The sequence below is a fragment of the Tetragenococcus halophilus subsp. halophilus DSM 20339 genome (genome assembly GCF_003841405.1).
Lineage (GTDB): Bacteria > Bacillota > Bacilli > Lactobacillales > Enterococcaceae > Tetragenococcus > Tetragenococcus halophilus.
This window is the reverse complement of record NZ_PXYA01000004.1, coordinates 16,245-28,565: the sequence shown is the minus strand read 5'-3', so window position 1 is coordinate 28,565 and position 12,321 is coordinate 16,245. Positions and strand designations below refer to the sequence as shown.

The window sequence follows — 12,321 nt, the reverse complement described above, 5'->3', positions numbered from 1 at the left end:
GAAAGCATCAGCATCCCCTTGCCGCTTGTCCCAACCGGTAAACCAGCCGCACCAGAAATTGTTTCATGAGATAAAAAGGCACCGTTACTACGAATTTCTACCCGTAGATTAATATCTGGTTTTTTCATTTGTACTTTAATCTCAGGAAATCGTTCAATAACTGCGTCACCTACTGTAACATTCAATTCATTACTCGTTTGTTCAAATGAATGGTCACTGCGCTTAGCAGTTACTTTAAAACTTTCTTTTCCTGTATAGATTTCACTGACCATTTCTTGGGCACATTTTTTAATTTGCTCAATATCTTTTTCTACTCGTATACTTGGTGAAAATCCTTGGATACCAAACACCATTTTTAGTTTAGGAATAATCAAATCGCTATCTTCGCCATTTAAAACTAAATGCATCCGATCACGATCTGCATGAATTTTTTAATCGAGGAAAATCAACCAACGCTTGTCTTACATTTTTAGCCAGTCGTATAATAAATGAACGTCGATTCTTTCCTTTTGTCGATAGTTCGCCATAACGAACCATGATTTCTGAATATTTCACAAAAACACCTCTTAATTAACTTTTGAAAATTTTTGATACAACTGCTCAAATACAATCATAAACTGTTCAACTTCTGCCATCGTATTACTTTTCATCTAAACTGATCCGAATCGCACAAGTCGCCAAATCAACTTGAAACATTCATCGCTGCAAGCGTGCTTGATTCTGTATTCTTTTTACTTGAACAAGCACTTGTAGTCGACACAATAATCTCTTTTTCTTCTAGGGCATGGACGAGTACCTCCCACGAATGCCCTGTAATGCTATACATAAAATATGGGGAGCGGCGTTTTCCTCGAGCGAAAAAATTGTCACCTTATTATAAGTACTCAACCCATCTATAAGCGCTCTTTTTAAGTTGGCTAAGTGCTCTGGACGTTGCGCTTTCTTTTCAAAAACAATTCGTAAAGCCCTAGCCATAGCTACAATCGCCGGTACATTTTCTGTGCCACTACGTTGTTCTTTTTCTTGGCCGCCGCCTGTCATTAGTGCTTGCATGCGTCGTCCTTTTTTCCAATAAATAAAACCTACGCCCCGTGGACCATGAAACTTATGAGCAGAAAAACTAGCAAAATCAACACGTGGCGTCAGCCATTTATCTCTATCAACTTTAGCAATTGCTTGAACAGCATCCACGTGAAAATGGATTTTCGGATAGTTTTCCAGTAGCTCACTAATTTCTTTAATAGGTTGGATTGTGCCTATTTCATTGTTCACTGCCATTACAGAAATTAAAACAGTATCTTCTCTAATGAGTTCAGCCAGTTGTTTGACATCTACAAAGCCTTCTGCAGTTACCGGTGCTTGGTCAATTCAAACCAAAATCAGCCAATTGCTCAGCTGTTTTTTTTACAGCAGGATGTTCAATACTTGATATAATTAGATGTTTTCCATAAGGTTGTTTTCAAAAGCAGTCCCTTTTAACACCCAGTTATCACCCTCTGTTCCTCCGCTGGTAAAAACAATCTCTTCAGAAGTAACCTGTAGCATATCTGCAATTTGTTTTCTAGCTTGCGTTAACAAACGATTCGCTTGCATGCCAAGGTAATGTAGACTTGAAGGATTGCCAAATACTCGTTGACTGGTTTTTACATATGTATCTAAACTTTCAGGCAAAATTGCCGTTGTTGCACTATTATCAAAATAGATCATTTATATAAGATCCTCTCTATAAAAATACTGTTTCATTATATCCACAACTGTGATTAGTTTCAAGTTCGACGATTGATACCACTATTCGTCTGATTCGAAGGTATAGGACACTACGCCTCGCTTTCGCTCGCCCTAGTACTGTTCATCTCTTCGCTTATGCTTCGATCTCATCAAGGTCTAAGCGACAAGTCGCTAAGGCCTTGAAGGATCTACTCTCAGCTCCCTTTGGTCGCTGAATCGTAGTGATTCGGTTTGGGGAACTACGCTCGTTCCGCTCGCCCTAGTACTGTTCATCATCTACTCTCAGCTCCCTTTGGTCGCTAAATCGTAGTGATTCGGTTTGGGGAACTACGCTCGTTCCGCTCGCCCTAGTACTGTTCATCATCTACTCTTAGCTCCCTTTGGTCGCTAAATCGTAGTGATTCACAGCAAAAAAGCTGGTATGAACTTAAAGAAGTTCAAAATCCAGCTTTTTAGACTAATTCTTCTCGATTTTCGTAGTAAAAGTCTTCAATCCGTTTAAAAGCTCCTGGTTCTACTCGTTCCAGTGCCGTACCGATCTCATCTAAAGCATCTTTGTAACGATATTCATAATAAAACAGATCAAAAGCACGTTCAATCGAAGCTTTCACTTCAGCATAAGAATGACGATAGCGATTAGCGTGCTGCATCATTTGTTCAGTTAAAGCAGCCTCATCAAGCATATCATGCGTTTTTTCTGTTAAAACACTTAGATCTTCTTTACAAAGGGCAACCATCTCGTTGACTTCATCCATGTCCACTCGAATTTGATTCAATGAATCATCTAATTCTTCTAAGCGGTCAGTTACGCCATAGAAATAATTAAGATAATCACCTGGCAAACCAGGCAAGCGTTGTTTTTCCACCAAGCGTTTTAAGTTACGTAAATCAAACTCGAGATCTTCTGCTTGCTGTTGCGCAACTTTCTCGCCCTTACGTAATTCTCGGATCGCTTGATCGATCTCAACTTGTTCGCTTTCAACCCCATCCAAAATTCTGTACGCTTCTTTATAAAAGCTTTGTGCTTCAGAATAAGCAATCTCATGAGCTTCAAGCTGAGGATCCACTGAGTCATTCCGGCGAGCAACTTCTTCAATTTCTGTTTGGAAACCACGTACTCGTGCTAGTTCATTATGATTCAAGGTATAAGTCTGCGAAGTATGATCAAGTTCAATCAATAGTTGACGATTATTACTTGTCGCATGTTGAATGTAATCCGCAACTGCTTTACGATTTTTTGTGACATAATTTTTAGCTTCGATCTCACGTTCCATTACGTCGTATAACTGATCAATTTGATCGGCCGTTTCAATGTTTGCAGCTTCCACGGTTGAAATTTCGACTTTTTCTAAATCTTCTAATGAATGCTCAACGCGATGATGCACTTGCTGGATATCTTGGGCAAAATTTCCTACAGGAAGCACATATTCCTGCTCCATTAATGTTTGATATCCTTCTTCGATTTCTTCTAATTGTTCAGGGAATGTTTTATGCAGCTTTTCATATTCATCAGGAATTTTTCTCATGAGTTCTTCTAGTTCAAAAGTATGCTTTTCAGCTGATTCTAGAATATCTCGAGCTTCTACGGGATCACCAGAAGTATTTAGTGTAATAAACTGTGTAAATTCACTTTCTACACTTTTTACTTGTTTTTGCACTTCCGCAAAAGCAGGTCCGAACTGATCCCCGTTATCTCTTAGCGCTTGTTTCATTTCTTCATAAACATCCATTGCTTGTTGGACTTTCAATGAATTGCGCTCTTCGCTTTCACGTAATTCTTTAAAGCCTTGACGGACTTTTCCTATTTCGTCTTCAATATCATCCATCGTTTTTTGCGCTTTTTCCACTGCTGCTTTGGCTTTGACAAAGCGAAAAGCTTCATTCAAATTTTCGATCTCGAAAATTTGACTTTCTAATTCAGCAAATTTGTCAGTAGAAAGTTGCTCCCACTTTTGTTCCCACTCTTTAAAAGTACTTTGACTCTGTCCTACCATATGCATTTTTTTTATGGCATCAATATCTTCTTTAATAGACGAGTCAAATAAAGCTTTCTTTCGGTCTTCTAAAGCTTTTAACTTCTCCTGATTTTTCTTGCGCATAAAAAAACCTATACCATAAACAACCGCTGCAAGCACAACGATCGCTATCACAATTCCTAAGATCAGATTACTTCCCATTTAGCTGCCTCCATTTTTGATCCTATCCATCAATCTGTAATAAAAGACAGATGATTTTATTTACTTGATCATTACATCCCATAGAGATTCATTCTTTTCTAAAGAAAAGACATCTAGCTTTGATTATAGCATAAAGACAGTTGCCAATCACTATGAATCCTTAAAAAAATGATACTTTATTGTGCCAATTTTTTCAATTATTTGTTTCTTTTTAAGAGATCTATACTACAGCCCTTGATTTATAATCCATTTAAAGGTACGCTATTAAAAAAGTTTTTGAATGAGTCAGGCGGAGATAATTTATGAAAACAGCAAAATTCGGCGGTAGTTCTTTAGCGAACGCAACACAATTAAAAAAAGTCGCAGAAATTATCAAGTCAGATAATACTCGACGCTTTGTGGTGGTTTCTGCACCTGGAAAAAGATATGCAACAGATCAAAAAGTAACTGATTTGCTGGTTGAACTTTATCAAAAAAGAATTAACAATGAAGCAACAGATGATTTAATCACTAAAATTTTTGCACGCTATGAAGAAATCAGTCGAGAGTTTCAAATCGAAAAAAGTATTTTAACTGAAATCTATCAGTCTTTGGAAAGTTTAAAAAATTTACCGACGGCAGATAATCCTCATTTTTTTGATGAAATTTTATCAAATGGAGAAAATAATAACGCCAAACTTGTGGCTGGTGTTTTACAAGCAGAAGGTGTCGATGCCCGTTATATTAATCCTCAAGAATTGGGAATTTTTGTATCAGACGAACCTTTAAATGCGCGTATTTTATCAAAAGCTTATCCAGCGATGAAAAATTGGCGTAACAGTTCAGAAGTCTTAGTGATTCCTGGCTTTTTTGGTTATACGGAAAAAGGCGAAATTTGTACCTTCTCTCGGGGGGTTCAGATATTACTGGGGCGATCGTCGCTTCAGCAATGAATGTGGATTTGTATGAAAATTTTACTGATGTCAATGGTATTTTTGCAGCACATCCGGGTTATATTCACCATCCAGAACCCATTCGTGAAATTACTTATCGAGAAATGCGAGAGTTGTCTTATGGCGGTTTTTCGGTTTTCCATGATGAAGCATTAATGCCGTCTTATCGCGCGAAAATCCCAGTGGTTATCAAAAATACAAATAATCCAGCACATCCGGGAACACTAATAACTAATGAGCGCGAAAATAAGGAACAACCGGTCGTCGGTATCACAAGTGATGATGGTTTTAGTATGATCTATCTTAATAAATACCTGATGAACCGGGAAGTTGGTTTTACATTAAAAGTGTTAGAAATTTTTAAGGAATTTAATTTAAATTACGAACATATGCCTTCAGGAATTGATGATATTTCCATTATTTTACGGGCGAATCAATTGACCCCTCAATTAGAGGAAGACTTATTACGAAAGATCGCATATGTTATTGATCCTGATGAACTTCGTGTTATTCATGATCTTTCTATGGTTATGATCGTCGGTGAAGGCATGAAACAAAGAATCGGAAGTATGTCTGAAAGTACGGCAGCTTTGGCTAGAAAAAAGATCAACATTGAAATGATCAGTCAAGGAGCTTCTGAGGTGAGTATTATATTTGGTATCCATAAAGAACGCGAGCAAGATGCTATCCGAACATTGTATTATACCTTTTTTGAGTAAGAATATTATCCGTCATCCAATAAGGATCATAAGAATAAAAAATTTACTATAAAGCAAAAACCGACTGAAATTCAGCCGGTTTTTATTATGTGTGCCAGGCATGGCATTTATCTAGCTAGTGAAAGTCTAGTCACGGGTAGTTACCGCCAAGTGTAGCGAGCCACAAGCCGAAATCAGCGATGATGGGGTGAAGGAAGTGGTGGCGCAAATCTCTTGAACCTACGCACAGGAACTTGATGAGGCTAAATGGTGGATAAGGCTGCATATCAAGCCGAAGTCCAAAAGGTAAACGTAAAACCAAGACAGTAAATCAAGAGGTTGTGGAGAGAAAGATAAGTGTCTTACCCTGGGAGATCTTACGGACGTTTGCGAACGGTCGAAAAAGGTTTGTCGTAAGAAGTCAGCCGAGGCCATAGTAGCTATGATATTACATGTAGTGAAGGGCTGAATGTTTGTATAGTGTGAATCGCTAGAAGAAAATATCCAAGCAGTCCGGAAACGAGGATACCCTAGAACGGTAGAACGTAACTATCGATGGGAAAAGTAGTGAGGACGATCTTGGATCCATCTACACCTAGAGGAGGAACAGCGCATGAGATTCATTGAAAAGATCACGAGCCAGCAAAACATGAGACAAGCCATCGAGCAGGTCAAAAAGAATAAAGGCGCTCCGGGTGTTGATAAAATGACAGTCGACGAACTTGACCATTATTTCTATCAACACGGACATTCCCTTGTTCAAGAGATTCGATCGATGACTTACCGTCCGAAAACAGTCAAACGAGTTTATATCCCTAAGCCCGATGGAAAACAAAGACCTTTAGGGATTCCAAGTGTCGTGGACCGTGTGGTACAACAAGCAACCGCGCAACAGCTGAGTCGCATTTTCGATGTTCACTTCAGTGAAAGCAGTTATGGTTTTCGTCCCAATCGAAGTGCACATCAAGCGATTGAAAAAGTTCTTGATTACTTGAATGAAGGTTATGAATGGCTCATTGATATGGACATTGAGAAATATTTTGATACGGTTCATCATGATAAATTAATCTCGACCCTTAGAGAACGGGTCAAAGATAGAGAAACGCTTCACTTAATACGTGTTTTCTTAAAAGCAGGGATTATGGAAAATGGCTTTGTTCGTCCGAATGAAACAGGCGTTCCGCAAGGCGGCCCTTTAAGTCCCATTTTAGCGAATATTTACTTGAATAAATTGGATAAAGAGCTAGAAGCAAGAGGACTGCATTTTGTTCGTTACGCGGATGATACGGATATCTTTGTCAAAAGTGAGCGGGCAGCCAATCGTGTAATGAAATCCATTACGAGTTGGATTGAAAGAAAGCTTTTCTTACGAGTGAACGTTACAAAAACCAAGGTTGTACGACCAACACAGAGTCAATTTTTAGGCTTTACCTTCTGGAAGAACCAAAAGGGGTGGCAATGTAAACCGAGCAAAGTCAGTAAAACAAAGCTCTATGACAAAACCAAAGCCATCCTTAAAAGAAAACAGGCGGTGTCGCGACCTTTAGCGGTGACATTTACGAAACTAAACCAAACGATAAGAGGGTGGATCAATTACTACCGTATCGGGCGTATGAAAACCTATCTAGCAAAATTTGGGCAATGGATACGACATAAAGTCCGAGTGATCATCATAAAGCAATGGAAACTGCCACAACGAATCTATACGAACCTACAACAATTAAACCGATTATTCAAGTGTCACTTCACGAAAGAGAACATTTATAAGGTGGCAAATTCGAGGTTAGGTTGGTATAGGAAATGCGGCATGGACGTCGTCAATTTTACCCTAAGTCCGAAAGTTTTAGCCATAAAGAAAAAGGATCGACCTGGATTGGTCAATCCTTTAAATTACTATCTTAATCAAGCGTGAAAACAATACAAATGGAGCGCCGTATACGAGAACCGTACGTACGGTGCGACGGGAGGGGCGGAAATCTTATTTCCCCTCTACCCTATTATTCTTCTATCGATACCCATTTATAATCATATTTGGCACCGGCACTATGAGACACAATACCTTTTACTTTATCAGAAACCATATGTCCTTCTGCTTTTTGATAAACTGGAATAACACCCATCTCTTCATTGATCACTTTTTCAGCGTCAAGCAAGTCTTGGAAACGTTCTTCAGGATCGTTTACGTGAGTTGTTGCTGAGTCTTCAACTAATTTATCATATTCATCATTACTCCATTTACCAAAGTTATATGAATTTCCTGATTCAAATAAATCAGTAAAACTGCTAGGATCTGCGTAATCAGCTCCCCAGCCGCCAACAACAGCATCGAAATCTCCTTCAGTAGAACGATCGATACGAACAGTAAATGGCACCGTCGTTGAATTAACATTCATACCATCTAACTCTTCCCAAGCACCTTGAATATATTCACCTACTCTTTTGGTAGAATCTGTATCCTCAGCTAACAAGTCAAATTCTAATGAATCGATATCTAGTTCTTCTTTAGCTTTTTCCCAATGCTCTTGCGCTTTTTCTGGATCATATTCTAGCGTAGAGTCCGAAACTTCGGTAAAATCTTCATCAGTATCTGGATCTTTTCCAGTTTCTTCTGGAAGTAAGTTTGTCGAAGCGACAGAACCATCACCCAGGACTTGTTCTACTAAAGATTCGCGGTCAATAGCATAAGACAAGGCCAAACGAAGGTTTTTATTTCTAAATGGGGAGTCTTCATCCTCTTGGTTTAATTCAACATAAGATGTACGTGCCTCTTTCACAGATTGATATTCTGGATCATTTGCATTTTGTTGCGCCAACTCTCCGGTAAGAACGACATCATCTGTTTGTCCATCACGGAATAAATTCAAACCTGTTGAAGATTCTTTCACAACTGAAACATTGATTTTATCTAGATTGACACTATCTTTATCCCAATACTCATCATTGGCTGTATAACTCCACTCAGTATCAGAACCCGCTCCTTCAAACTCAGTTAAAGTAAACGGTCCATTATAAACTGAGTCATCACCTGTTTTGGCATAATCTTCCCCTTTTTCTTCAACAATTTCTTGTGGTTGTGGGAAAAAGGAAGCAAAGGCTAATAAATTATCAAAAAATGGCGTTGGCGTATCTAATTTGATTTCCAATTCATAATCATTTACCGCTGTAATCCCCAATTCTGAAGGATCCTTATCTCCTTCAATAATATCGTCTCCATTTTCAACGTAACCATAAAGGTAGGCATATTCTGAAGCTGTTTCCGGGTCTACAGTGCGTTGCCAACCGTAAACATAGTCATCGGCTGTCACTGGATCCCCATTAGACCATTTGGCGTCTTCTCTAAGTTTTATATTGTAAGTCAAACCATCTTCTGAAATCTCAGCCATTTCAGCGGCGCCAGCTGGTTGTGGTTCATTATTTTCGTCTAAACGATAAATCCCTTCGTAAACGTTATTAAGCGCTGTAAAACTAATTGTATCCATTGCTAATGATAAATCAGCAGAAGGCATTTCTTGTACGACCGACAAATTAAATTCTTGTGACTCACTCTCTGCTTCACTGCTTTCTGCTGTATCCCCTGTGGTACAAGCAGTTAGCAGTACCGTACTAACCAACATAAGCCCAAACAACTTTTTCTTTTTCATTCAAACACTCCTTCTTATATAAATTGAACTCCTTGATATGAATAACATTGTACAAAAACTGTTATTGTTTTGCAATTAAATTTTCAAAAAATTTTCTATTTTCTAACTTATCTAAAAATTAAGCCTCTATAGTGATTTTTACAAAGAAAAGAAACCGTATTCTTTTCAAAAAATAAAAAATTTATTTATAATAAAAGTAAGAAAGGAGCGGATGTTAAATGGTTTGGGATATGAATGATTATCCAAGTACGATGAAAAACTTAGATTCATTAGTTCGTAAAAAAGCCATCGATATAGCTAATGCTTTACTACAAGATGGTTATCCAGAAGGTCGTGCGATTCCAATCGCTACAAAACAAGCACAACAATGGTACGACAATGCAAGTTCAGAAGAAAAAGAATCCTTTCGTCAAGAAAAGCCACCCCAAAAAAGTGATTCTCATGCGGGTTCAAAAAGAAGCGGAAAATTATTAGATGCAGATGTTAAAGTAAATTACTCAGACAAACAATGGCAAGTCATATCAAAAGGTGCTAAAAAAGCAAGCGAAACTTATGACACTAAAGAAGAAGCCATTGAACGAGCAAAATATATCGCTCAGAATAAAGAAACCAGCTTGGAAATTTATAAAGAAAATGGTGATCTCCAAGAAACACGTGACTTCTCTAAATAATCACTCACCGCATTTATAAAATGGAAAAATCCTTCTGAACTGTTTATCAGGAGAATTTTTTCAGTAAAGCATTTTTTACTTTTCTTCTTTTTGCCGTTGTAGTTCTTTTGTTATTTTGCCCTCGGGCGCAATGTCTGCTTCCCAATTCGCTGGTTTTAACACTTTGTTGGTCTTTTTATCATAATGTGGCTTGCCATCTGGGAATACTTTGCCCATATTCGCTTGATGAACGATGTCCATTATCGGTTGGGGATCAACGCCAAGTAATACAAAAGAACCATAAGTAAAGTACATGATATCTGCTAAAGCATCCGTTTGTGCGACTAACGGATCGATTTCAGCGCTTTGTTTACTTAAAACTTTTTCTTTTGCTTGTTCAATTGCCTCATGTAAACCATCTACTAGTTCAAAAAAATCTTCCTTATTATTCGGACTTGCAGCATATAATAATTCAACAATTTCTTCTACTTTAAAACTTGCCCGATGAAGTGCTTTGCTTTTAGTAAAGGCAGTTGGTTCATCAGGTTGTTCAGGATTAAAAGTTGCATGAAATTCTTTTGCCATTTCAAATGGTTGCAAAAATATCTTCCTTTCTATTTTGTTAAATTAAATTAAAATAGCGCAAAGCAGCAATGATACCATCTTGGTTGTTTGTGGCTGTCACATAATCCGCTGCTTGTTTTGTCTTTACCGTGGCATTTCCCATCGCAACGCCCATGCCAGCGCCTTGTATAATTTCAATATCATTTAAATGGTTACCAAAGACCATCGTTTCTTCCAGTTTAATGCTTAAATGTTCGACCAAAAACTTAAGACCCGCTAATTTTGAGCTTCCTTTAGGCACAAGATCAACTGAATATGGGTTCGAACGTTTAAGATCACAATGAGGTAAAGCTGTTGCCAATCTTTCAGTCTCATATTCTGGACTCAGCATGACACACTGATAGATAGGTTCTTTTACAATAGCAAGACTACTATACCTTTGTTTGCGTCGATTAGGACTATAATTTTGTAAAAAACGCTTCATTTTCCGGATAGGAAAGTAATGTGGTACAAAGCGCATAAAGTGTAATAAAAGCCGAGATTGGCCAAAACGCATCGTCCAACTCCCTGCAGAATAATTTTTTCCACACAGGATCATTTGACGAAAATGCTGATCTGCATAAGAAACAATCTCAGCTAAAGCTTCTGCTTCAAAGGCGCGCTCATAAATCATCTGCTCTTTAGTATAAACTAGTTGACCATTACAAGCGATAAATAAATCAAAAGGCAAATCTTTTAAAATATGAGCGACACTTTTAGGCGTACGAGCAGTGGACACACCACAAACAATTCCTTTTTTATGTAAAGCGCTAATAGCTTTTTTTGTATTTTTAGCAATTCTTCCCTTATTTGTCAAAAGCGTTCCATCTATATCAAAAAAAATCGCCTTTATCATTTTTTCACCGACTTCTTAAAACAAGCCTAATTGGCTAGGATTTAAATTCTCAAAATCAAGTTGTAACAGGTCTTTAAACTGTAACGCATTTTCCGCTGCGTCACCACCAGCGTTATTATTAAAAATAATAGCAACTTGCTTACTTTGTTCTTTTACCGACGCAACAGCCTCTTGCAGTTCTTTTAATTCTTCTTGACTATAACGGTAATTAGTACGTAAACGTTTAGCATCTGGTCCAGTAGCATTCCACCCGATATCATTACGTCCATGAAAACGGAAAAAGACAAAAGACGAGTTGGTCACATAAGTATCAAAAGGAATCGTAGTCGATAATTTCTTCGGCTCATCAACGATGACTAAAGAAAAATTCTGTTCTTGCATAAATGCTCTAGTCTGTGCCAAAAAAGCTGAATCATACCAGCTGTTATTACGCAGTTCAATAGCAATCGGCATTTGCGGAAACAACTGACGAAGTATCCTTAAATAATCGACATTTTCGCGCCTACAATCAAAATAAGGTGGGAATTGCGCTAATAAGCAGAATAAATTTCCTTGCTCAATCATAGGTTTTAAACTTTCTAGTAGCTCTTGCGCAATTTCTTTTAACGATCCACCTTCTGTAAGCTCCTCATGCTTAGTAAAAACCTTAGGTAATTTCATAATAAATTGAAAACGCTCAGGTACTTGTTTTAACCATTCTTTGACATAAGTTTGCTTAGGAATGGCATAAAAACTTGTATCCATTTCAACCAATGGAAAAAAAGCAGCGTATTCAAATAAACTACTTTCTTTTTTTCCGGTCAAATATGTATGCTCCTTAAAACTTGTACAGCCAATCTGAATCATTTTACTTCCCTCTTTATTTTAAAGTTTAATCTATTATAAACTCAAGTTTCGCATACCCAAAATGATGATGTCCCTTTGATAGAACAACGCTGATAGTAAAATAATGGTTCGCTTGACTTTTGTTCAAAGGATACAAAAAGAACTCCTTTTGTTTTATAATGGATTTAACGACAAATCTAAAAACAAGGAG

7 protein-coding genes and 3 pseudogenes are annotated in these 12,321 nt (G+C 37.7%); 3 read left to right on the top strand and 7 right to left on the bottom strand.

The genetic code is table 11. The features are described 5' to 3' along the window. The 3 genes and pseudogenes from C7K42_RS12755 to C7K42_RS12745 all read right to left on the bottom strand — a co-directional run. A pseudogene (locus C7K42_RS12755) lies at positions 1-555 on the bottom strand (THUMP domain-containing protein); the annotation flags it as partial. A gap of 222 nt (positions 556-777) precedes the next feature. Continuing rightward, positions 778-1,707, bottom strand: a pseudogene (locus C7K42_RS12750) (cysteine desulfurase family protein). A gap of 473 nt (positions 1,708-2,180) precedes the next feature. After that, on the bottom strand, positions 2,181-3,905 hold the full coding sequence (locus tag C7K42_RS12745; protein WP_014124350.1) for a septation ring formation regulator EzrA: 1,725 nt from the start codon (positions 3,903-3,905) through the stop codon (positions 2,181-2,183). Positions 3,906-4,207: 302 nt separating this feature from the next. On the opposite strand from C7K42_RS12745, the pseudogene C7K42_RS12740 reads away from it, so the two are divergent. Continuing rightward, positions 4,208-5,556 (top strand): annotated as a pseudogene (locus C7K42_RS12740) (aspartate kinase). 592 nt (positions 5,557-6,148) lie between these two features. After that, the gene (ltrA, locus tag C7K42_RS12730; protein WP_124175370.1) at positions 6,149-7,447 is read left to right on the top strand and encodes a group II intron reverse transcriptase/maturase; all 1,299 of its coding nucleotides are present in this window, start codon (positions 6,149-6,151) and stop codon (positions 7,445-7,447) included. 85 nt (positions 7,448-7,532) lie between these two features. Here the strand turns inward: ltrA and C7K42_RS12725 are convergent, their stop codons facing one another. After that, on the bottom strand, positions 7,533-9,176 hold the full coding sequence (locus C7K42_RS12725; protein WP_061841430.1) for a peptide ABC transporter substrate-binding protein: 1,644 nt from the start codon (positions 9,174-9,176) through the stop codon (positions 7,533-7,535). Positions 9,177-9,394: 218 nt separating this feature from the next. Between C7K42_RS12725 and C7K42_RS12720 the strand changes: the two genes are divergently transcribed. Further along, the gene (locus tag C7K42_RS12720; RefSeq protein ID WP_014124346.1) at positions 9,395-9,847 is read left to right on the top strand and encodes a DUF2188 domain-containing protein; all 453 of its coding nucleotides are present in this window, start codon (positions 9,395-9,397) and stop codon (positions 9,845-9,847) included. A gap of 75 nt (positions 9,848-9,922) precedes the next feature. On the opposite strand, the gene C7K42_RS12715 is transcribed toward C7K42_RS12720, so the two are convergent. From C7K42_RS12715 to C7K42_RS12705, 3 genes are read right to left on the bottom strand one after another with little or no spacing between them, the layout of a single operon-like run. Then, positions 9,923-10,411, bottom strand: coding sequence for a pyrophosphohydrolase domain-containing protein (locus C7K42_RS12715; RefSeq protein ID WP_103083406.1), 489 nt, complete (start codon positions 10,409-10,411; stop codon positions 9,923-9,925). Between the two features lie 37 nt (positions 10,412-10,448). Continuing rightward, entirely contained in the window at positions 10,449-11,285 is an 837-nt protein-coding gene (locus C7K42_RS12710; protein WP_014124344.1) for an HAD family hydrolase, read from the bottom strand. 15 nt (positions 11,286-11,300) lie between these two features. Then, positions 11,301-12,131, bottom strand: coding sequence for a DUF72 domain-containing protein (locus tag C7K42_RS12705; RefSeq protein WP_014124343.1), 831 nt, complete (start codon positions 12,129-12,131; stop codon positions 11,301-11,303). Positions 12,132-12,321 lie beyond the last annotated feature (190 nt).